This is a genomic window from Legionella quinlivanii, assembly GCF_900461555.1.
Classification (GTDB): Bacteria; Pseudomonadota; Gammaproteobacteria; order Legionellales; family Legionellaceae; genus Legionella_C; species Legionella_C quinlivanii.
Window position 1 is genome coordinate 878,114 of record NZ_UGOX01000001.1, and the last position, 23,074, is coordinate 901,187.

Here is a 23,074-nt window from a genome sequence, read left to right on the forward strand (position 1 = left end):
TAATGCAATTGCCGAATCGAGAAATTGGCAGTAAAGTAAAAATTGGCTCTGAACGGTATTGGATGGAATAGACGAGTGATGAATATTTTCTCTGTTAAAAAGATTGCATCAGTGTTGCTGTTATTGTTTCTCTATACCGGATTAGCCAATGCTTACACGGTTCCCAAAGCGTTCATGGATCTGTATTTTGATTTCACAGGAACGAATGAACCCGATTTTCCTAAAAAGCATAAAACTATTTCACAATATCTGCTGCAATCTGAAACAGCTAAAAATAAAACCAACCCATTTGCCGGGCCGCTGGTATTGGTTCTGGATTCATCCATTTATATCTATGATAAAAACCGCAAATTACTCTTTAAGAAATTGCTTCGCACCAATCGCGCCAGTGGGTTTTATGAATTAACCGCTATCTCGCATATTGGTCCGGCACTTGCCTATCTGGCCAAAATCAAGGAGAACGGCGATCCCTCCTGGCAGCCGGCGATGAATTCACTGCTGGCAAATATCAAACGAGTACGCGCTCTGAATGCCAGCATCAAGAATAACTGGCTTGAGCGGGCAAATATTAAACCCTGGCAGCATCATATTATGCAAATCAGGGCAATGACTGATTATGCCTTGTCAATGGCAGGAAATTATATTGTATCAGTTCAAAAAGGGGCGCCTTTTGATTTAAGAGCTGTACAAACCAATTTTCTTAACGGCAATAAAGAATACCCCATTTCCTATAATACGGTGATGGTGGGAACGTTCATGTTAACGGCATTGGAAAGTATGTCCGTGGTGCATGACGATATTGCCAAACTCAAGCTGGACTGGCCTCATGCAATGGTAATCGTTCGGAATGTGGCAGGCAATAATGTAACTTCTGGCTTAACCGAAGGAAGTAACTGGATGGTGGCTTTTATCAACGCAGTTTCAGAAAATACATTGCCGCGCGATCGCCTTTTTATTGCTCCCTATGCCAAAGTAATTCCTGAAGTAGGCCAATCTTTACTGCCTGAGTCGGCCTACAACTATTATGTTAAAAATGTCTGGGGAAGTGTCTATAATCGTACGCATGTCGCCAAGGCGGTGTTCACTAATTTGGAAACGATTTATCTGCCTGAAAGACCCGCTATTCCGGGCGATTTTCACTATTCCTCGGCAAATGATATTATCGATTTTATGGTTCGATTAAAGCATTCCCTGCAGGATTCGAGAGAAATGCTTTCCAATACAGTCGGCTACTGGATGGCAGGGGAGCTGCAATCCAAAGCCTGGGATCTTAAGACAATTCAGATCCCGGGATTGACGACTGGCTTTCCTGAGGGTGTAACCGCTTATCCTGAAAAAAATCCTGAAATAGGCAGTACGACGTGAAAGGGTTTTTCAGACCGCTATCAGGAGTCCTGCTCTTTTTTCTTAGTATGAACGCCCATTCTACTATGTTGAAAATGTATCAAAGTCTTGATACATCCGGTGCACGCGAAATCACCCCCTTTAAGCTAAATGGCAAACAATATATAGGGGTGGCTCAATTGGCCAAAGATAATCCGCATGCGCCTGCCAATATGAATGGGGGTGATTCGGATGTGGATGTACTGATTTATCAGATGGGAAAAAAACAGTTCCATCTTTACCAGAAAATCCCGGGCCATGGTAATGAAGGTCTTACTTTTTTTAAAATCAATGACCAGGCATTCATTGCTGTTGCCAGTGTCCGTTCAGGTCCTGGTGCGCCTTACAATCTAAATACTTACTCGATGATTTATCGCTGGGACGGCAAGTATTTTATTCCCTTTCAGCAATTTTATGGACGAGCTGCCAAGCAATGGCGCTTTTTTTCTATCGCAAACCGTTACTTCCTGGCTTTAGCTACCGGTGTACAAGTTCCCGGGCAAAAGTCAGTGCCCAATGATTCCAGAATTTATGAATGGAATGGTAAAGAATTTGTTTTATTTCAGCGCCTGCCCAGTCGATGGGCTTATTCATTTACAGCATTTAAAATTGGAGATAATACGTATCTGGGGCTTGCTGATCACCTGGATGGTGTAACTATTTTTAACTGGAATGGCAAACAGTTTAAGCCCATGCAGCATATTTCCGAGCGGGGTGCGCGAGCGCTTAAGCATTTCAAAATTGAGAATGAGCATTATCTGGCCTATGCCAATATCCGCAGGACTTCAAAACTGCTTCACTGGAATACAAAACAGTTTGAGGACTATCAAAATCTTTCAGAGTCAGGAGGAAGAAATTTTAGCTGGTTTACCCTTAATGGCCGGCATTTCCTCTTTCTGACAAGATTTATTACCGGAAGTAAAGAAAAGCCGGTTAGTAATCTGGATTCCCTGCTCTATGAATGGAAGAAGGGGCAATTGCATTTAGTTGAGAAATTGCCGGGCTTTGGCGCTGTTGCAGCTCATTTTTTCAAGTGGAATAATGAGAGTTTTCTCACTCTGGCGAATAGTCTCAGCAAGGATATTCGTTTCCGGGTAGATTCTGTTATTTATAAATTGGGTTCAGACACTAAATGATACAGAGGTTATAATGCCTGGTGTGATACACATTGAAGTTCATTTAAAAGATACTGGTAGTATTACTTCGGGTAATCAGCAAAGAACCTTTAAAAAAATTACTTTTTATTTTAATAATCTCGATGCGGCTAAACAAAAGTATGCAGAGCTGGTGAATCATAAAAGCATTAATCTTCAGGAATTGTCTATTAAATTTCGACTTCCGACAATACATATTATTGAGCCTTCCATCTCGGTCGACTGGGGGCAAATCGATTCCAAACTGTTTTATCAGGCTTCACAATATCCCAGAGATCAAGTGGTAGCCAGTGGAGAAAGCATTATTCGATTTGTGACCAATCAAATCAGTCTGGATGAGTTGAGGAAAAGCCAGCTTTGGGTTGCACAAGCTGATGATCTGGGGAGGTTGCTGGCAGAAATTTCAGGCAGCATAATGCAAATTACTATCAACAGTGAGCAGGGTAGTGTTCCTGAGGAATTCACAAAAAATTATGTTGGCAGTCTGCTTAAGCGTTTAAAGGACGATAGTGCCGGATTGGTTGATATTCCCAAAGCGATTCCGGATCGCTTGAAAGATAGCATAATACAAGGGTTTGCGCGCCAGATCAGATTAACTGCATACAATACTAAAACGCAGATCAATGCCGCGACCAGTCATTTCTTTCGTGCTTTCCAGGAAGAAGCTTCTTCTGACTTGTCTTTGCCTGCAAAAGAAGATTCTAAGCCTTCAGAGGAACCCTTATCATTGTTTGTGCCATCATCAGCGACTTAATAGCGGAGAGTGTATGTGTCTTGACATTCTGTATTCATCAACTTAGCATGCAAGAATTTTAGCCTGGAAACACGATGGAAATTGAGCATTTACGCGAATTGGTAAAGGACGATTTAGAGGCTGTTAATGCTTTAATCCTCGAAACGATGAAATCTCCCTCGCGGCTGATCAACGAAATAGCTGATCATGTAATTCACAGTGGCGGCAAGCGTTTGCGTCCATTGCTGGTGTTGCTGGCCAGCCGTGCCTGCCTTTATCAGGGCAAAGATCATGTGATGCTTGCCACGATGGTCGAATTCTTTCATACCGCTACTTTGCTGCACGATGATGTGGTCGATGAGTCCACTTTACGCCGCGGCCGCGAAACTGCTAATCAAATCTGGGGCAATAAAGCCAGTGTACTTGTAGGTGATTATCTGTTCACCAAATACCTGCAGCTGATGGTCGAAGTAGGGGATATTGAGATAATACAATTGCTGATTGGCATTGCTCCTCAAATGGGCTGTGGTGAAATCCAGCAGTTTGACAATCTTGGAAATACCGAGATGTCAGTCGGTGATTATTTTGATCATATTCGGGCAAAAACATCGCTGCTGTTTGCGGCCTCCTCCACAATGGGGGCTATGATCAGTAAAGCCGGCGAGGGTATAAAAAAGGCTATGTATGCTTATGGATTGCATTTGGGTAATGCATTTCAGTTGATTGATGATGCACTCGATTATTGTTCCGACGCCAAAACCCTGGGTAAAAATATTGGCGATGACTTGGCAAGCGGCAAGGCGACCTTGCCTTTGCTCCACGCCTTGAAATATTGTGATTCAAAACAGCAGCTCATTATCAGGAGCAGCCTTGAAGAAGGTTCACGCCATCATCTGCCAGAAATTCTCGAAACCTTAAAAGAAACCCAGTCCATAGAATATACTCGAAGCCTTGCTGCTAAAGAAATGGATCAGGCGATAACCGCATTGCAGATTCTGCCCGACTCAGTTTATAAAACCGGGCTAATGGATTTGGCGCAATATGTGATACACCGCAATTATTAAGGCTAACTAATGAAAGCGCTTGATCAACTCTTAACCCCATATTGGGGCTCGGAAAAATGGATCCTCGAAGGCTGGAACAAGATCACCGAGGAAGAAAGGGAAAGTATTGAAGCCAGAGTAGAGTCTCTTTTTAAAAATGGCCTGCCCTTTGAGTTAAAGCACGACAAGATCCTGTATCTCTACATTTTTTCTTTAATGGCGCAGCTCGAAGTGCTGGGAATTCAACTGCCAATGCGTTTTGAAGATAAAATGTATAATCCGGAATTCAAAAAACGCATGCGGGCCCAGCTGGTTGACGAAATTTTTCATACCATTGTGTTTACGCGCATCGTGTTTATGCTTGCCGCTCCCTATGGTTCACCGCCTGCCTATAATGAAGAGCTTGAGAAAGTCTGTGAGTTTATTCGCTCACTGGATTGCCTCAAAGTTGGAATGGTCGTAATGAACCTGATTTGCGAGGGAATGGTAGAAGAAGTTTTTTCTACTTTTTATCAGGAAAAAATTGCCCCTGAAGTATTCGAGATTATTTTAGCCGATGAACATCGTCATGTTTGCGAAGCCGATTTATATGCTGAAATTGGATTACCCGACCGTGAGGTACTGACTGAAACATTGAAAACAATGGAAGACCTGCTTATTTCGGTATTTACTCGGCTTCCCAAATACAATACCTCCTTAACGACTCTGCTTGGCCCGGAAGGAACCGCTTCTTTTATGCTGGCTCTGCATGAAAAGCATAAGCGGCAACTTAAAAAGATTAACATGGTTCCCAGCGAAAGACTGGAAATGCTGTTTGAAGTCGGTCCTGATGCCTATGCACAAGTCCAACCCTATCGAGATGAACTGCATAGCGAAATGCACGCGGAGATCAAAGAAGTTGAAATGACGACTGTGCAGAAAGTATTAATGACACAGTTAAACAATCCGGGCGATCCGAATCTGACACTTCAATTTAATATTGATATCAGCGAATTTGGTTTTTTTGAGAAAAACTGCCCGCAGGAGACTCTGACTGCATTAATGATGCAGGCGGTCAGTCTTATGTTGACATCCGAGGAATCGCTGCGCAATTTTATCAGTTTTAAAAAACTTCACCAAAGCCGAAGCGCCTATGTCGCAGTGGTAGAAAAACTGGCTCAGCGTAAAGATCATATCGTTACTGTGTTTTTTAAAGACTGCCATGAAATGACAGTCGATGAATTATTAACCCGAAATAGCCGTTCTCAGCAGTTAATGACTTACTGCTATGATAAACGTGAGCAGGTTGAAAAAGACAATCCGGAATTTAAAAAGCAACTGGATGCGGAGCTGTACAACTATGCCCATGATCTTTATCCTTGTCCTTCACCAGGAAGTTACGGTGCCTATGTCTGTAATCTTGGAGCTTACGGTTATACTCAGGCGGTTTCCCCCCTGTTCAAACAAACAGGTTTTCATGTAGTGCTGCTTGCTGTAGAGCGAAAACCCATATGGAATGAGGGCAGTAAGTCCTTTGAATCAAGAGAGATTTTACCTGTTTCAATTAGTATTGATAATCGAATTTTCGATGGGCTAATGCCTCTGCCCGCGCTTCTACAGGAATGCTTTGATCGCGCATTGCAAACCATGCAGGAAAAAATGACCAGCCCGCTGATTGACAGAGAATCGAAAGAAGCCAAATTATATAAGTCAAGAATTGATAAAATAGCTAACGATCTGGCTGCTCAGGAAAGCCTTTTGGGCCGCGATAAAATTACTGTACATCTACTCAATAAGAATAAGCTCGCGGTATTTAAAGAAATGAGAAGAGTGTTTGGCGAAGATGTCGAGTTATATGGTAAGCGATTGAGCAAATATTCCGATTTCAAAAATGCGGCTGACAATCTTTTGCTGGATTATCTGGGTTTTGAAGCAGAACAAGCAGCGCAAAACGCTAATTTTACAAAAATCATCGATAAAATTCTCGCTGAAAATAAAGAGTTCGGCTATCGCATGCTAACTGGTCTTCAAGCAGTCTGGCTTGATTACGTAGACGTGGAAGCATTATTCAATGCAAGCTTTAACAAAATTGCGGAATCAAGGCTAAAGCGGCTCGCCAAATTTATTCCCACGCTCTGGCGAAGTGTAATCGAATAATTGCCTTCGCGGAACACTGAAATTTAGTTAATCAATCATTGTAAGTTGGGCCCTTGGCCCAACGCCGTCAGGCTAAGGATTAATGTTATCCCCTCTCCCCCCCGCTGCGCGCGGTGGAGAGGGGATCTGATATTCTTAGCCTGACGGCTATGGGCCAAGGACCCAACCTAAATGCAATTGCAGAATTCCCTGAACTGAATGGCAGTACCTAACTTTCTCCAATCTGGTGTGGGAGCTGATACACAATTGATCCTGGAGTTTAAGCCTGGTTTAAAGAGCTTGCAGCGCTGATCTTATTTACATCCATGCTTTCTGCTATAGGTGAATATAATGCAGATTGCCAAAAGACAAGATTATTATTAGACCCATAAGTCATGTTTAATTTTTTACCAGTGTAAATCGATGAACCGAAGGTAGCAACAAGAGAAAACATAGTCACTAAACTTTCATTATTATGACTATGCGCAATATCATTCGGTGAGCGTCCCATTGAATTCTTAGTGAAAGGTGAGGCACCGAGGACTAATAATTCCCTGACAACATCCACATGCCCATTCCTTGTTGCCTCATGCAGGGGCGTAATCCAGGAGTCTCCCTGATGGATGGGACTTGCTCCTTTCGTCAGCAAAAACTGAACAATACCAAGATGCCCATAAGCACAGGCTTTCAGCAGACACTCCTGCAGCAGTTTGTTGTCCGGTTTATAATGTTCAACCATTGCCTTAAGAATGGCAAAATGGCCTTTGATGCTGGCAATCAATAAAGGGTTCGGTCTTGTCTCTTCGGAATTTAGATTATTTGACGCGGGTAGCTGGGCTCCTCTTTTCAGCAAAGCCATAACCAGAAGTAAATTATTATTAGCGCAGGCATGGTAGAGTGCTGTTCTGTCCTTCTTATCGATTTGATTGATGAGAGCCGGATATTTATCCAAGTGGTTGAGAATGATCTCATTATGATTGCTGTGGCAGCTAACCCAAAGCATTCGCTCTGGATCCGGCAAGGCTTTGCAAGCGGGTGATTCATACAGCTCATTAACTAATGTGACATTATTGGCATAAGCTGCTGCGTAGATACTATTAATCTTGACTTCAATTTCGGGATGGTCCATCAATATTTCGATAACATGTTTATGGCCATAACTGCAGGCCAGTGACAAGGCGCTGACCTTTGCTGCTTCATGATTAATCTCGTCCTGCTTCAGCCGTTCTTTAGCTAAATCGGAGTGCCCATACTGGCAGGCCCGCATCAGGGGTGTGTATCCCTCTGAGCATTCTCTTGTCAACTGATTGGTTTCAAGCAGACGAACCAGTTCTATATTTCCAGTGAAGCAGGCGAGATCCATCGGCATACACTGAATATCTTTCTCATCCCGTTTTACCGTTTCTGTAAGCATTGCTCTTACTTTAGCTATGTTTTCTTCGATACAGGCGAGTAAGAGTTGATTCCATTGGGTATCGTTTTCCAATGAAGCGCCACGTTTTAAAAGCAATTTGATTCGTTGTGGGGTAAATCGAAAGCTAAACGCAAGAGCAGCAGGAAGACCATCAGTAATTTCACGGCTTATTGAAAGTTGTTCCATGTAAGTATCATTAAATTGGCGGCGTATGTCAGTTGGAGAGGCATAAATCCTGGAGGAAACAATCTGATCGATAATCATTTTATTTTGATCTCTGGCATTGCGTTCCAGAGATTGTATAAATGGAGTAACCAGGCCCACTAATGGCTTGTCAATATCTACTCCGAGATCGAAAAGAAGTTTCAGTACCTTTAGATACTTTGCATAGCGGGATTGATTGACTCTTTCTTTTTCAATCCGGTTGAATAATGCATGGAGAATCGTTTTTCCCTCTTCAGATGTGTGTTCAATATCTGCTCCCGCTCCAATCAAATTCTTAACGGCCAGGGGAAGACCTTCAGAACAAGCGATAAACAGCGCTGTTTCTCCCTTACTATTGGTTTGTTGTGGGTTGGCTTTCGCTATGAGAAGACGTTCTATAATGCGTTGATGATTAGAAGCGCAGGCAAGGTAAAGCGGTGTTTCGCCCATTTGATTAGCCTGTTGCACATTGGCTCCATATTTTATTAATAAACGGACCACTTGTTCATGTCCCATTTTGCAGGCAATTAATAAAGGCGACATTTGTTCGAGGCTAATTGACAGGTCGGGATTTGCTCCGGCTTTTAAAAGCGCTTCTACGATAGCGACCCGGTTTTCCATGCAGGCAATATACAGTAAAGTGCCTGAGGGAATGGACTGAGGACGGCTTACGGGGTTCCATTCTTCTTTATCAAGATCTTGTTTCTGAGCAACTAGCAGTTTAACCAGCTCTGGATTATCTTGCTTATACAAACCCTGTGTTTCCGATGTAAACATCGAGTGCCTTTTTTAAATCAAAGTGGGCATTTTGAAAGCTATGGTGGGTCTTGTCAATACGAATTACCGGGTTTGACTTCATCTAAACTTCCAGGCATTACATCGGATTGCTCTGGGTTGGATTTTTTTGCACTGAATTTCTCTAAATTGAGGTTATCTTCAGATTTGAAAAAACGATTGCGTCGTTTGGGAGCTTGGACTGCATCTGGGGCATCTGTGGCTGCGACAGGTTTATATCCACCAGGATTTAATTGCTGACGTGATTCTCTTCTAAAAAGACCAAAAACGCTCGGATGAGTGGGTTGAGGTTTGACGCGTACCGCATGGCTTCCATCATCGAGGTGCTGAATTTTTTCCAAAACATCCGGATTGGTGATCTCGTAAATACTTTCTTTAAGCTCATCAATCTTGGCTTCTGATTTCTCGTCAGTTGCATACTGATCGGCAATTGATTTCAGTTCCTGCTGCAAGGTATTTGATACCATGATGTCATTGATATATAAAGCTAATTTTTTAATACAAAAAACAATTGAAACCACCGAACAGGTGGCTAAGGTGAGAACAAATCCGGCGGGTAAAAAAGCACAGGCTGTAACTGAGATTGCCAGGGTAAGGGCGGCGGCTATATTAATGATGAAGGCATTTCGCTGCTTGATAAAATCGTAATTTAAGCGGGCAAGCTGCTGATGGTACAGTGTCAATGAAGCGAAATTCTGCTGGTCTTCGGGAGAAAGCTCGGGTGTTTGAGTGTGATGAAGTTCAAGTAAATAAAACAACTCCTTTAATACTTCAATCACAGCGGCTGCGATAAAGAAAAAAGCAGCTAAGGGAACAAAAGTATACTTGGCAGCCATCAATATAGTTTTAGCAACAATATTCAAAGTGTTATTTAAAACAATGAAGGCATCGTCTCGATAGATCTTTTCAATAGGGCGACGGTCATTTAAATGACTGAAGATCACTTGAAATATAATGGAAAAGATTGAGACGATAATACCGAAAACGGGAAGCAGGCCAGCAGAAAAAAGTAAAAAACGAATGATTTCTTCAAGCTGGGAATGAAAAATACCAGCCATGACAATGAGAAAAAGGCAAATCGGCACTAAAATTTTGAGCGCAAACATAATATTATTGTAACGTTTGCGTTTTTCGATGGCATCAATCAGATTATTGAGCTGGATGGATAACTCATGATCACGGACTATTTTTTTTAGAAACTCATGAATAGAGAGATTCTGGGCGAAATAGCTTGGCCATAATTTGAAATCAATATGCAGGCTTTGTAATAACTCAATGGCAGCATCGACACATTCATCAGTTGAATCAATGGGAGTGACATAGAAATCACGCTCGTATGACAGAAAATTATTGTCATATTTTTTTAAATGCGTTTCTACGTCTTCCAGATCGCAATCGGCAGCAATAAAGCGGGTAAAAATTTTCAGATTATCTTCGATTGCTTGCACGTGTATTTACCATAAATCAAGTCAATAAAGGTTCCATTTGTTACAAAAATTTGCAAATCGATCAACATCCATTCCATCAATTCACTGCCACATTTTCTCATATAAATATAAATAATGGAAATATTTATACAGAGTGTTATGAAAATAAAGGAATTTATTTTATACGTTCTTGATTAAAACCGAAGTTCGTATAAGGGAGTCCTTAAAGGGTATTATTGTATATCATTTGAACTAAATGATCATTGTTTTTTTTGTTGAACCCCAAGAAAATGATAGGTATCATGACTACGATTTCTGTTTTTTAACAAGGAGTGGGTTATGAAACGTGTGCTGCAATCTTTTTCTCTGGCGTTACTGGTTTCCTCTTCAGCATTTGCCTTCAATGAGAGCCCAGAAAAATGCCCCAGTGTTGAGTCACTGCAGGCAATTGGTATCAGTGATGCAATAGATATTGACCTGGGATGGGTAGGGCTTAACTGGAGTAATTATTACGATACCCAGGATAAATGGACTTTCGGTATTTATGTTGGTCAAGTGAAAGGCAAAGAAGTTGCAATCAAGAAGGGAAACCGCCTGATCAAATCCATTAAAAGCAGCGGCGGACCCACGCCGGATGGCTATCTTTGGGCCTGTGAATATCAAAACCCTCAAGGTCAACCAATCGCTATGGCGATTACTCCACCTGTTAATCCAGGCGATATGATGCGTAGACTGGTCAAGTAAACCAGTCGTCTTTGCGAATGAAGTGAAGCAATCCAGATCCAAACCTTGAGTTGGATTGCTTCGCTGACGCTCGCAAAGACGCCTTTGCACACCTATTTTCATTTACGTAACAATGCATCCGTGCCTGGCCGGAGCAATAGGTGATGATGATTATCTGCCTATAGAAATAATAATATTGACAATGAGAAAGGATTCTATACATTAACAGCCATTCCGAATAATAAAATCAGGGATGTAAAAATGGTGAAGTTCTTCGATAGTTTTACTGTAACTACTGCTGCAGCTGCTGGAATACCAAGTGCCAGCGCCTCCGGACCAGGATTTGGAATCTCTCAGGCTGTAACGGCTTCACAGAATGCTGCTACGGTTTTGTCAGAAAAAAGCGGCCGGCGCGATTCATTACTCCATGCTTTAAATATCTTATTTGAAGATCCAGCCGACATTGATCATAGTGTTTTAGACAGCTATATGAAAGAACTTCGCGGAGGATTAATTGCAACAAATGACTCCCTCGCATTCATTACCCGATACATTTCTCTCGTGATGGTAAGCGGAGTGAGTCATCTGGCGCAAATCCCTAGTGATGGGATTACGGTCACACAGAAAACTGCTGAAGGTTTATCCAAATTGGATATCCCCGGCGATGAAATGAAAAATGCCAGCACTAAGGCGTTTATCTTTGATCCTCAGGATCAAAAGCCTTCAGCCAGTATTGACAGTGTGGCTGGCCTGGTCAAAGACCAGGGTGGTCAGGTGATGGATAATGTCTATAACGCAATTAATATTGCTGAAAACTCCCATGCCAGAACGCATGCCAGAACTGCCGCATCGACCGGGGCTGGCGGCAGCGTCGCTGCAACCGCATTCATACCTTCGGCTGCTGCATTGCTAACCAATATGATTGGCCAGTTTTTTAGGGAGGGAAGTGCCGTCAGTCATTTTTTGCGACAGGAATCAGCGAGTGAGGCGGATGATAAAAATGTCTACCATGCAAGCAGTGGTGTAAAGAAGGCTACTCAGGATTCTGATAGCCAGGCATCGCAACGGCAATTAAAAATTCTTGAGAAAGCTTTATCCCACATGCAGCGCGCGGTTGATTTATCATCCAATCAAAGTGTCAGTACCCCCTTGGCGACAGCCCTTTTCCGCGTGGCGGCTTTATCCCTGTTTAGCGTTGCGTCACGACTGGTTAACAAGACAGCCATTGCTGCGACAGAGGGAAGGGTACAAAAAGCGCTCGCTCAAGCGACCGAGCAAGGCCCTTCCGGTGGTGTTGATCGTATTAACAGCTTGCATTCCAATCTTTTCTCATTGTCTAACATAATGCGTCTTTGCGCAGAAAACCTGGGAGGCTCATCGGCTGTCAAAACAGCGGCACAAGTCAGTGAAACTATCGCCGGTCGTTCGATGAGTGTGCTGCTAAGCCATATTAGTGAACTGGCCCAAGCCTTACGAGGCCTGGCCAAGCCCCAGCAAAACTCTGCAGGAGGCTATGATTCGGGAACAATTGATAGTTCAGTTGATTTAGCCAATCCTGAAGTCCTGGCGCAATTTGAAAAAGCAATCAAAGGGGTGCTTGATGGTATTGAAGAGGCAAATGGACAGCATATTATTCCTAACCTTAATCAGGATATGGCCAGCCAGTTGGATGTAAGCGCCCATGGTACTGTCGCCTCACTCATGACAACGCATAGCCTGTTCAATTCAGTGTCAATCCCTGTAAAAGCTTCCAAAAAAGCAGCTAAGACTAATGAGGCACAACAGAATGAAGCCTTACTGTCAACCCTTCCGAGTATTACGGTAACGCTGAATAACATCCAGGCATTCACCCGCAATTTCATGGCCGAAATTGAAAAAGATATAGCTCCTTCCAAATCCAGAAACGGTTCTCTCTTATCAACACATGATACGGTGGGCAGCAGTACTGCTGCGGCGTATTGGGCTGCCTCTGCCATGGTTTTATTAATTGATGAAATGCTTACTGTTTGCCGCTCACTGACATTAATTGATCAAAATCGTTTTAATGCGGCTTCAGAAAAAGCCAGTGAAGTGCAAAGTAGAAAGCACTCTAATCAGGCATCTCAGCAAATCAGTTGGGATAGCCACTCAGGACAGGAGTACAGCGCTACGCATGCAGTTACTGCTTTACGTCTCAGCTTATCACATACAGGTTTAGCTCTAATCCGAATTGCAACAGATTTAAACAAAGCATTGAAAGATAATCTTGATACTGTTCAACATAACCTGGCAATGCATACTCTTCAACAAAGTGTATTACATTCTCTTGCCTATGCCACAGCCTGTCTTGCCGAGGGATCATTGCTTACAAGCGGTGCAGCCTCTGCAGCACCTATGAGCATGCATGGCTCTGTCAATTGGACACATCAGAAAGTTCATACTAGTGATGGACATTTACATCCTGCACAGACTCACGAAAGCGAGAATTGCAGTAAAGGCGATTGCCAATCGTCTCAGGCAACTGGTTTTAGTACCGACCTGGCGGCAGGAACAATTACTAATGTCATGAAAGTGCTGGCACAAGGCGGTTTAATTGGTTTGGATACCATGCTAAGACTCATGAAGCTCTTGGAAATTGTCAGTCTGCATCGTGATTCTCATATTGCTCTGAAATTAGAATCCAATGACTCTTCCAATCCCAATGGTCTATTAATCAATACCGTTGATGGGCCCAGTGTTGGCTCTAGCGCAGGAACCTGTGCCATTCTAATTAATTTTCTCGGCGCTTTTCAAACACTGGATCAATGTTCAGCAACTCAATCGACTTTAAACGCACAACGTAAATTGCAAAAAATAATAGATGGTGAAATTGAAGGTATTGCCGTTCTAAAAGATGATGAAGAGCGGGGAGAGAGGAAAGGATTAAAAGAGTTTTACAAGATTATTATTGGCTTATTAGCACCAAATGTCTCAGCTGCTAATTGTGATAGTTTAGTTCAGCGTCTTGATTTTGGAGGAATTTCGCTGTCTAGTTATCATACAAGATTTGGCGCATACAGCGACCGGCCTGCAGCTGATTTAAGCTTTGTGAATCGATTTGCCAATCAGGATGATGCTCAGGGAATATTGCGGCGGTTTATAAATAAAGCTAAAACTGATTTTAATTTATTTAAATCATTACATGAGCAGCTGCCTCAGGCGCAAAGAACTACAAAAGCACAGATATTATACGCACATGTATTTGAAGAGCTTTATCAAAATTATAAACAAATGAAAATGCTTAAGCTTGCAGAGCACAGCTCAAGAAAGATAGTTCCTGGCCGCGATGAGTTCGAGAGCGATCTGGGCTTAGTTCAGGCACAACCCGAAGAAGAACATCAAAGAGAAGCCCCTGGACTGCAGAATTAAACTCTATGCGAGAACATTATACGGCTATACCCGAGCGCCACAGTGAGCCAGTCAGTTTACTGGACGCGCTCCGAGCTAAACTGCCGCACAGCATGCGTGAGCATTTAAATTCACAGACCCAGACACAGGCTTATTTTTTGTTAGCCATGCTGAGTGATGATGCTTGTGTCAGGCAACTTCATCAGTTATTACAGGAGCGTTATAAACCTGTCACTACTCATACCCCCATTGAGGAGGCATTAAATCTCGCAGGCAGACTGCTTGAAAGTTCTTGCAACCACAGGACTCCCTTCAAATATCGCCTGCCTCATTTTCTGAGCGAATATCCTGTACACAGTAGAGCTATCAACCATAAAATTAATCGATTCAATCGCCTTATTGAAAGCTATCATCAAAGCGGCTTTAATCAAATATTGAATGCGCAAGCTTTGAATAAGGCCTATCAAAATATCTTAAGAGCGATAAAAAAACATCACATGGGTTGCAATGTTAACAACCTATGGCAATTACTCAAGGCGATGAGCGCCTGGTCGACTATTCCTATGGATAGCTTGTTGTCGACCTATCCCTCTCTGCTAGCTCCAGCCATCAATCAAAGTAAACCCGAAGGGGAGTCAGGGATTCCATTGCCTGGAGATCCGGTGATTCCACTTAATCCGGCTATAGGGCCCAACAAGTCAACGCCCGATGTTTCGCCCTTTACCGCCACCTCTGATTACCAGATTAGCGAGGCAGGACGTATTGCAGATACCAGTGTCTATTTATCAACGCATGGCTTTGCTTTAAAGCCGGGCGGGCATGCGGATGCTTTAGCCAAAAAGACGCCTGACTTTTTACCTTGGCAGCAATGGCAGGCGATGATTCGCCGTCAATTATCGCAGTGGGTTGATTTACCACTCAATGAAGATTTTTTTGACTGGATGCAAACCGTATTACAGCGCCTTGGCATCCAGTTTATCCAATTGAAAACAGATTCTTATGATTCTTATGTAAGCCCTTTTTTGGATGGTAAGACCATATTAAATTCTTTAAATGAAGAAATGGTTATTGGCATTTTGCAAGAGCAGCTTCAGCAGTCTGCTATCCGCATCGAGTCTGCCCATTTGCCTGTAATTAGCCGTTACCTTATTCGATTTTTACAGCGATTTCAGTTCAATCGAGGACAGGCATTAGGTATCGGAGCCAACTGGGGTGGTGTGGTTAGTGATTCTAATGATGCAGGCATGGATACATTTCGCTTGAATGATCCAGAATGGGCAAGTCATTTCAGGAATCTGAGCATTCATCGTCAAGGGCCTGCCGAAGCACGTATGAATGCGGCGATCGGGATTAAATACGAACTCGCTGCGCTTTTTTCAAGCTTTAACTATATGACTACTCTGCAGCCCTCAGAGTATTCTGAAACCATTTACAATGCCCTGGTAGACAATCTCGTTGCTCATCTTTTTCCAGAGCCGCCGTATTTTGAGAATGACACTTATGTCAAATACCGCCGCCATTATGTCAGTACTTATAGCAATGCCGGGCTACAGCGAATCGATTCTTTTTATCAGCAAGACTCCCAAGGCACCTATTTTAAAACCACGAGAGGCGACTATAAACAAACTCCCATGTTTCGCCAGGCGGGTTCCTTGCTGGTAGAAGCGTTTCCACGAGATACGGGATCAGGGGATTCCCTGCAATCTCTCTTCGTTGCTAATCCATTATGGCCGCTTCAACTACAATACGCGCAATGCAGCTCTACCGGTACGCGCGGACATCTGGTGTACAATCCAGTTGGGCCGGATGAATTTATTCCCGACGCATTTTATGGACAGGTCATTCGCGAAAGTGATGAAGTTTTTATTCCTTTTATCGGTGTTGTGCCTAAAAATTTTGATAAACATTTTCAGCAGGAAGAGCTTTGCGCATCGTTTGTTGTACGAATGCTGCAATCTTCACGCTTAATGGTTTATTGCCCTGCATTCTTTGCTTACTATAATGCAATCGCCACTCGATTTTTACCGCCTGCCAGTAAAAATACCCCGCCATTAACTCATCAATATAATGATGAGATCCAACGTAAATGGCAGGCATTTGATGACGCATTACAGCATCCTCAGCGAACAGCCGATAATTGCCATGATGCTTTCTTTTCTTTATTCAAAGAGCTCATTTACAGCCTCTATTCCTGCACCAAAGACGATGTGGACCTGCATTATTATTTCATGGAGTTAATCACCACTGCCGAGGCATTTGAACCTCAAAGCCGTTTAACTTGTGAACGTTTGATTCGTGAGCTGACAACGCTGAAACCTTTTCAAGATACCAGAGCCTCTAAATACTATGAAGCTGTGTTGGGCTCCCTTAAAGAATTAACTCAATTTTTCTATCCTTTTCCAAGGGATGAAACAGCCAAATCCATAGCAGAGCAAGCCCGATTACATGTGAAGCCCTTATTGGCCTTGCAGGAAATAAAAGATTATTTTGCTGATTTAACCCAGCATAATTCTGCGGCTAATATTTCAAGAAAAGTTTCGCCGGGATTAATGCATAATGCGTTGGCCTACCAGGCTCCTTCTCCAACAATCGCTGACGATTTTTATCGGCGACGACACCAGGACAATTTTTACTCTGGATTTCGTGACCTGGATGGTAATCAAATTGCTACACCTTCTGGTCGTGAAATCGGGTTGGATTTGAGCATTAAAACAGTGGGCGCATTATTGCCTTTAATTCATCGTGATAAAACTATTTTTAGTGTGCTAACCCAGCCTTTTGCTCAAGCTTATATTGCAGGCTATCAGGCTTACAGCACCCAAGAGCAATACAAAATAATCTATGCCATTTTGTCCGGTGCAGGTGGTTTTCTTTATGGTGTTGGTTTAGGGTTGATTGATAGCTTAAGTTCCATACCCAAGGCCATTTATAATGGTTTGCTTGCTTCAGTAACACGACCAGTCAAAGCCAATCATGTTCTTGCCATTTCCTCTGCACCAGGTAATGCGCCCGGGCTGCGGGTTCAAGCGATGATGGCTATCCGCGATCACCTGTTGCGGCTCATCGCGACAGCAAATGGGCATGAATTATCTCATGATGAATTAATTAATCTGTTATTAATTTACGTGAAAAAAATCCATCCCGGTTTATTATCCGGTCGGGTAATTCGGGAGGAATTCTATAAAAAAATATTATCAGACGCATTTCCCCTGACCGCCAGTGAATGGAATCAATTATTTGACCCAGTGATTAATGCTGCAAATCCTTCTTTGCGACAAATAGTTAATCAATATGCTTTGCAGATTGATAATGTTTTAATTTATGCCCTCTATGAATGTTTAACAGCTCCTGCACAAATCACAGAGGAAGTGACTCAGTCGGTGATTAAACATCATAAATTAAAGGACCCTCAGGATAAGGCATTACTTGCTCTGGTTTTCTACTATAACAGCTATCCCGAAGCCAGAAGGGCAGATGTGGATCAATACCGCTTTCAAGGATCTGCATTGGCCAGGCTTCGGGCAAGAGAGCGTGTGTTACGCAAACTACAAATCTGGTTGAATAATGCACTCGATAGACAATGGGCCCTGGAGGCTTCACTCAATTATTCCCTGGAACAGTATACCCTTCTACTGAATCAATTCACGCTGGCAGGCATTGTTGCCGAGTTACCCGATTGCATGAAAGAAATCCTCAAAGAAGTTTTTTCGAGATCAGAAAACGAGGAAAAAATATTAAAACGCTATCGATTGAATGAAATAGAAAAGGCCTTTCTTCTACGATGCTCTAACTGCTATAAGTCGATTATTTCGACAGATAAACGAGCCATCGTTTTGGAGCAAACGCGTATCGATAAAAACAAGGATGCTTCCTTAAGTACTAAAACAAGCGAGCACTTAAAATTAACGCAGTTTATCCAACGTGAATGGCAGCACCAACTTTTGTCGAGCGAGCAGCTGCAATCAGTGATTGATGAAATAAGGAGGCAGATTGGCTCAGCAAATCATTCAATGGTTGATGAGCTTTTCATCCTTTATAAAGAGGCCCTGAAAAACCCCAAGTGTTCTAAGGCATTTGATAGGTTTTATGAAATGTCCATAAAAATGCAGAGCCAATACAGGCTGGGAAGTCCTTTGCGTGAATGGGTCAATGTGACCATGAATGCATTCATGAATCTTCTTTTGGATGAAATAACCTGGATTAATGACAGGGAATTAAGCAGTCATTTGGATGATTCGCAAGCCATTGTGCAATGGTTGAGTCATTTGAGCAGCGCTTCGCATGAGATACGTTCGTTATTAAAACAGCAAGTTGAACAGGCCGGTTCACTTGATTTGGCTGCATGGCGTTGCCAGCATATTCTGCGCGTTTTTGAGGGTTTAAAGCCCCAATTGGAGCCTGTTCGACATACTGGAATGCAGAAACTATTACGGGTTGTGGTTCAAAACAGAAATGTAATCACCTCGACCGCTGAACAGAAAGATCGGGAAGTAGCCGTTAAAGCCCTTTGTGAATACTCTGTTACCATGCAGCACGCACTGCGCCGCGTCAGAGAAAAAATTCCTGACGCGGATATTGCCAGGCCTATTGAAACGACATTGAAAGGCCTTCGCTAGATTGTTCTTCACTAGTATCCTGAAGTGCGGGGGCGGAAAGTTCTACAGCAGCAGCTTCTTGTTTGGCTGCCCGCATTTTATTGAGCTCAACGATCACATCATTAAGCTCTCCGTATAAACAATCCCCTGGAGAATAGGCGTCCAGTTTTACCGGGTCTCTTGTTGCTGGATCGGTTTTATTGATTTTATACCATGCTAGTAAATTAGCTTTGCCATAGAAGGCGTTTCCATATCTCAGGGGAACATCATCAAGATATGTACGATAAATGGTATCCTCGAAACGTTTAAATAATGGCTCTTCTTCTGGGGTTAAGTTAAGCCTCTCGATAATATCAGCGATTGTTTCACGGGTTTTATAACGTTCAATATATATTTTTGTACCAGAATTAAAATCATCTTCTGCGGTAGATGCCTGTTGAGGTCTCTCAGTAGACAGGCGACTCAGAGCCACACTGGTTTGCCTGAATTGCACAGGTGCTGCTTGCTCAGCAGGAAAAGGAAAACCCAGATTGTGACGACGATACCCGGGTTGAAACTGAGGTAAAACCCTTCCTGCACAAGTGATCTGGGCGTTACCTATTGGATTTTCAATTGAATTAATAACCGTTTGAGGTGGTTCTTGGGTAAAGACAATATTTCCTTGTCCGAAGACGGTTAATTTCAAATCATTTGCCACAGTGCCTGCAAAGCGGAGTGTCCCATTGCCATCTTTATAAAATGTACAGCCTCGACCTACTTCGCCTTCTATTCTGAGGCTTGCGCTGCCGCGAACGGTCACATGCACGTATTCAATTTTTCCTGTAATAGTCGTTGTGCCGCTCCCTTCGCGAATTAAATCGCTATCGGGAGGTATTGTTTCCACGCTTACAGAATCAGTATTCGCATGGATGGTTGTGGGTCTCTTCGGACCCCTAAATATTTCAATTACTTTATTAAAAGCAAACATAACATCTCCTGAAAAGATAAATTATACATGCTTTTCAGGTCATAAAATAAGAATAATCAGACGGACAATCGCCTGCATCAATTAAGACCAAACTCAATCAGCGTTTTTTCAGAGGCGCCATGAGGGTTTAATCTGGCCTGGTTTTTCATGTTTTCAATCACTGCGTCTTTAGTGGTATTAAAGAAAAATAAACTATATTTTCTAATACTGTACCAGGAAGCATGTCTTGAATAGCTTTGGCGAATGTCATTTAGCGAAATTTCCTTAGCGGGGGCGTCCATTTGTTTCTGAATCGTTTCTTCACCTAAAATTTCCCTGGCCACTCTGAACCGCTCGGGTAATGAGTATGAAGTTCGGTTACCAACTCGTTTCGAGTCAACTGCTTTTCTTAAGGCTTGCTGTTCCTCGTCATTTTTTAGTTTATAAGGACAAATCACTTTCGGAATCCAGGGAATATATCGATTGGCTGCAAATTGATTATAACGTTCGTTCCACTCTTCTGGAGTCTCAATTCGAGTTTTACCGGGTCTCGGAGCTCTGTTTCCAGGAATTATGTGTTCAATTTCCATCAGGCAATCCATTGTTGGCTTTAAGAAAATTCCTTGTTCCAAAAGGGTTGAAGCAGATCTGTAATCAGGCATTTTATGATCAAAATAAGTTAAACCTACCGTTAACTGAAGATTATCCAGCCTGGGAGCCGCTTTTTTTTCTTCTTCCGTGAGCAGATCTTCAATCAAGGGAATTGTCTGATGGGGTAAACATACACTCGTAAAATTTGACTTGCAGGAGCCAGGTCCTTCTTCGACAATCCTTCGGCTTTGTTTGCTTATAAAAGGTATACCAAAATAAAAGCTATACTTTGAGCTCGAATCCACATTTCTCAGGTTTCTTAAATTGAATAACTCTCGTGCCATATGCGTACCGCTATATGCTGCATCATCCAGAATCAATATCTTTCTAACCTGAGGATGCCGGGCAAGGCAGGCGTCCAGACTCAAGCTTGTGGTCATTGCTGTGGGCCATCGTAAGCCACACTCCTCCAGGGCCAGGCCGGAAACCCATTGCTCACTGGCTCCCTCATCAAGTTTACCCAGGGTATCCTGCGTAATGAGTAGGATATAAGGCTCATCACAGGCCTGATTAAACGCAGCAATAGTAGCTTGTAATTGAGTCATGAATGTTTCAAAGGAAACATAATTGACATTATCAATAATTTTTTGAGAAATTGATGCGCTTTCCGGCAGCTCAAATTGGCATTGATAGGCTTGCCAGGCTTTCAACACTTCTGGATTTGGTGGACAGGAGAATAATGGCTTTACACTGGGAAAATGAATACCAACACTTGCCGTCATATTAATTTGGTCTTGTCTCATAGAATTAATTGTAAGTAAAAAAAGCGTTTTATCATAAAAAAAGACATTATGGTAAAAAACCGGCCTTTGGCGATGTGATAAGTCTATGCTGCCAATGTTTTAAAAGCGGGAGTTGTTTTAGTATTGTGAATGAATATGTCTGGTAATAACACGAATCTAGCACTAGTCATTACCCTTGACAGATTGGCTTAGGTTTTAAATTAATAACTTATGGTCAACTGTTCTGCCAACTCATCAGGTATAATTGATTTTGGGGCTTCTTTGAATAAATTATATTTGCTAATAGTGCGTATACAAAGTGTCTGTAAGCTAGGAAATCGACAACAGGAGCTAAGGTATTCCAATTTAGCCTGAATATCGCTATCACTTGTAGCTATTAATGCTTGCTCTATTTTGTCTTCTAATAACGAAATTGAAGATTGACTTAGTTTAGAGAAGGCCTCTGTTTTATTTATTTGAGATTGTTTTATCTCATCATAAATTAATACTAAAAAACTGATTAAATCAATTGCAGATAAATCATTAATTGGATGCGGCTGATGCGCGTGTACTGGATTAATTTCGGAGCCATGAAGAAATAATAAAGCCATCTTGTTTAATAATTTTAATTTCTCTTTTTCTGTTGTTTTAGTTTGAAGATCTAAAAAAAGAAAACATAAAGGGAGTGCCTCGTTTAACTTATTATTTTCTCTATCTTGGCCTGCAACAAATTGTCTAGGAAAACTAGCATTAATATTGCAACCCATTGAAATTAACAGCCTTAACAAGTCTATATTATTTGTGCAGCCATCAAAAATTAATGGCCGTTCGGAATCTGATGAAGTAATTTCTTTATCGATTTTGGTCAAAGAAATATTATGTTTAGCGAAAACGTTTAAAATATCTGAGTAAGTTGTAGTTAATTGAATTGCTTTCAAATCGCTTGCTACTATTAAGTCACTGGGGTTGCTTATGCAACTGAGTAAATAATCAATTATGTCAATGCGGTGTTTGCTGCAAGTGCCAATAATGCCTCTTCTAAGCCATGCTCCTTTCGCAAAAAGAAGGTTTAATGTTTCTGGTGTGCCATGAAATAAAACGGCTTCTTCCAAGGGGGTCAATGAAGACACTGTATTAAGTTGATTAATATCAGCACCTCGCTCAAGTAGTAAGGATATAACCTGATTTTGTGCTCGGCGTGCTGCCCAGGCTAATGCCGATGCACCATCAGGTCCTGGTATAAAAAGCAAATCAGGATTACCCATTAAATGGTTTTCTACACTTTCTAGATAACCTAATGCACAAGCACTGTAGAAATCAACAGAAGCCCCTTTTGCTATTAAAATTGTTGAAATCTCAAACATAATTGCATCGGCTGTTCCAATAAACCCATCGTGCTCTCGTAAACCATCTATGCCTATGGTGCTAAGATGTTCATCATGAGACTCATAATTTTGAGGCCATCCCCAGTAAAAACCCTTTGGGTACATCATACCCGTTATCCACTGCAAAGCGCTTGCAGGCATATTTTGCTCTGAAAGAATATTAACGTTAATTCCTGACTCAATTAAGGCATAAAGGTGTTTAGGGCCCGCACTGCGTACCACAAAATGCAATAATGGAATGCCTTCATATTTTGCGTGGGGATCACTAATATTCAAAAGATTTTTGAATTTTACCTCATCATTCTCGCGTAAGGCCTCAAATAGGCTATTTGTGGGTGTTTCTGTAAACATGTAAATTCTTGTGTCTAAAATTTGAATTTGATTGTACCATAAAAATAATCAAAATGTACTCTGATGA

At 42.1% G+C, this 23,074-nt stretch carries 13 protein-coding genes; 8 read left to right on the plus strand and 5 right to left on the minus strand.

Annotation, left to right across the window (positions count from 1 at the left end; all coding sequences use genetic code 11):
- Nucleotides 1–78: 78 nt before the first annotated feature.
- The 5 genes from DYH61_RS03790 to DYH61_RS03810 all read left to right on the plus strand — a co-directional run bounded on the left by DYH61_RS03790 (nt 79) and on the right by DYH61_RS03810 (nt 6,449).
- A complete protein-coding gene (locus tag DYH61_RS03790) occupies nt 79–1,365 on the plus strand; it encodes a DUF5624 domain-containing protein (protein ID WP_058506207.1) in 1,287 nt (428 codons plus the stop codon).
- Nucleotides 1,362–2,519: a hypothetical protein gene (locus DYH61_RS03795; protein WP_133129117.1), complete on the plus strand. Its 1,158-nt coding sequence runs from the start codon at nt 1,362–1,364 to the stop codon at nt 2,517–2,519. Before DYH61_RS03790 ends, DYH61_RS03795 begins: the two co-directional genes overlap by 4 nt.
- Before the next feature lie 13 nt (nt 2,520–2,532).
- The gene (locus DYH61_RS03800; RefSeq protein WP_058506209.1) at nt 2,533–3,291 is read left to right on the plus strand and encodes a hypothetical protein; all 759 of its coding nucleotides are present in this window, start codon (nt 2,533–2,535) and stop codon (nt 3,289–3,291) included.
- 74 nt (nt 3,292–3,365) lie between these two features.
- Complete coding sequence (locus DYH61_RS03805) at nt 3,366–4,334, plus strand: polyprenyl synthetase family protein (RefSeq protein WP_058506210.1); 969 nt, start codon at nt 3,366–3,368, stop codon at nt 4,332–4,334.
- 9 nt (nt 4,335–4,343) lie between these two features.
- Nucleotides 4,344–6,449 carry a hypothetical protein gene (locus tag DYH61_RS03810; RefSeq protein ID WP_058506211.1) on the plus strand — a complete coding sequence of 702 codons (2,106 nt, stop codon included), beginning with the start codon at nt 4,344–4,346 and terminating at the stop codon, nt 6,447–6,449.
- Nucleotides 6,450–6,708: 259 nt separating this feature from the next.
- Here DYH61_RS03810 and DYH61_RS03815 read toward each other — a convergent pair whose 3' ends face one another.
- Nucleotides 6,709–8,823, minus strand: coding sequence for an ankyrin repeat domain-containing protein (locus tag DYH61_RS03815; protein WP_058506212.1), 2,115 nt, complete (start codon nt 8,821–8,823; stop codon nt 6,709–6,711).
- Nucleotides 8,824–8,876: 53 nt separating this feature from the next.
- On the minus strand, nt 8,877–10,289 hold the full coding sequence (locus tag DYH61_RS03820; RefSeq protein ID WP_058506213.1) for a hypothetical protein: 1,413 nt from the start codon (nt 10,287–10,289) through the stop codon (nt 8,877–8,879).
- A 318-nt stretch (nt 10,290–10,607) separates the two neighbouring features.
- On the opposite strand from DYH61_RS03820, the gene DYH61_RS03825 reads away from it, so the two are divergent.
- From DYH61_RS03825 to DYH61_RS03835, 3 genes are all read left to right on the plus strand, one after another.
- Nucleotides 10,608–11,012 (plus strand): DUF4949 domain-containing protein, encoded by a 405-nt coding sequence (locus DYH61_RS03825; RefSeq protein ID WP_058506214.1) that lies wholly within the window; start codon nt 10,608–10,610, stop codon nt 11,010–11,012.
- Nucleotides 11,013–11,252: 240 nt separating this feature from the next.
- Nucleotides 11,253–14,378 carry a hypothetical protein gene (locus tag DYH61_RS15830; protein WP_234999858.1) on the plus strand — a complete coding sequence of 1,042 codons (3,126 nt, stop codon included), beginning with the start codon at nt 11,253–11,255 and terminating at the stop codon, nt 14,376–14,378.
- A 5-nt stretch (nt 14,379–14,383) separates the two neighbouring features.
- A complete protein-coding gene (locus DYH61_RS03835; protein WP_234999857.1) occupies nt 14,384–18,973 on the plus strand; it encodes a hypothetical protein in 4,590 nt (1,529 codons plus the stop codon).
- Here the strand turns inward: DYH61_RS03835 and DYH61_RS03840 are convergent.
- The 3 genes from DYH61_RS03840 to DYH61_RS03850 form a co-directional block, all read right to left on the minus strand.
- On the minus strand, nt 18,942–19,919 hold the full coding sequence (locus tag DYH61_RS03840) for a hypothetical protein (protein WP_058506215.1): 978 nt from the start codon (nt 19,917–19,919) through the stop codon (nt 18,942–18,944). The genes DYH61_RS03835 and DYH61_RS03840 overlap by 32 nt on opposite strands.
- A 77-nt stretch (nt 19,920–19,996) precedes the next feature.
- Nucleotides 19,997–21,271: a hypothetical protein gene (locus DYH61_RS03845; RefSeq protein ID WP_058506216.1), complete on the minus strand. Its 1,275-nt coding sequence runs from the start codon at nt 21,269–21,271 to the stop codon at nt 19,997–19,999.
- 221 nt (nt 21,272–21,492) lie between these two features.
- The gene (locus DYH61_RS03850) at nt 21,493–23,007 is read right to left on the minus strand and encodes an ankyrin repeat domain-containing protein (RefSeq protein ID WP_058506217.1); all 1,515 of its coding nucleotides are present in this window, start codon (nt 23,005–23,007) and stop codon (nt 21,493–21,495) included.
- Between the last annotated feature and the right edge of the window lie 67 nt (nt 23,008–23,074).

Coding starts and splice junctions, on each gene's coding strand:
- DYH61_RS03790 (WP_058506207.1), top strand. CDS start 79: ATGAATATTTTCTCTGTTAAAAAGATTGCATCAGTGTTGCTGTTATTG.
- DYH61_RS03810 (WP_058506211.1), top strand. CDS start 4,344: ATGAAAGCGCTTGATCAACTCTTAACCCCATATTGGGGCTCGGAAAAA.
- DYH61_RS03850 (WP_058506217.1), bottom strand. CDS start 23,007: ATGTTTACAGAAACACCCACAAATAGCCTATTTGAGGCCTTACGCGAG.
- DYH61_RS03845 (WP_058506216.1), bottom strand. CDS start 21,271: ATGACGGCAAGTGTTGGTATTCATTTTCCCAGTGTAAAGCCATTATTC.
- DYH61_RS03800 (WP_058506209.1), top strand. CDS start 2,533: ATGCCTGGTGTGATACACATTGAAGTTCATTTAAAAGATACTGGTAGT.
- DYH61_RS03805 (WP_058506210.1), top strand. CDS start 3,366: ATGGAAATTGAGCATTTACGCGAATTGGTAAAGGACGATTTAGAGGCT.
- DYH61_RS03835 (WP_234999857.1), top strand. CDS start 14,384: ATGCGAGAACATTATACGGCTATACCCGAGCGCCACAGTGAGCCAGTC.
- DYH61_RS03815 (WP_058506212.1), bottom strand. CDS start 8,823: ATGTTTACATCGGAAACACAGGGTTTGTATAAGCAAGATAATCCAGAG.
- DYH61_RS03840 (WP_058506215.1), bottom strand. CDS start 19,919: ATGTTTGCTTTTAATAAAGTAATTGAAATATTTAGGGGTCCGAAGAGA.
- DYH61_RS03825 (WP_058506214.1), top strand. CDS start 10,608: ATGAAACGTGTGCTGCAATCTTTTTCTCTGGCGTTACTGGTTTCCTCT.
- DYH61_RS15830 (WP_234999858.1), top strand. CDS start 11,253: ATGGTGAAGTTCTTCGATAGTTTTACTGTAACTACTGCTGCAGCTGCT.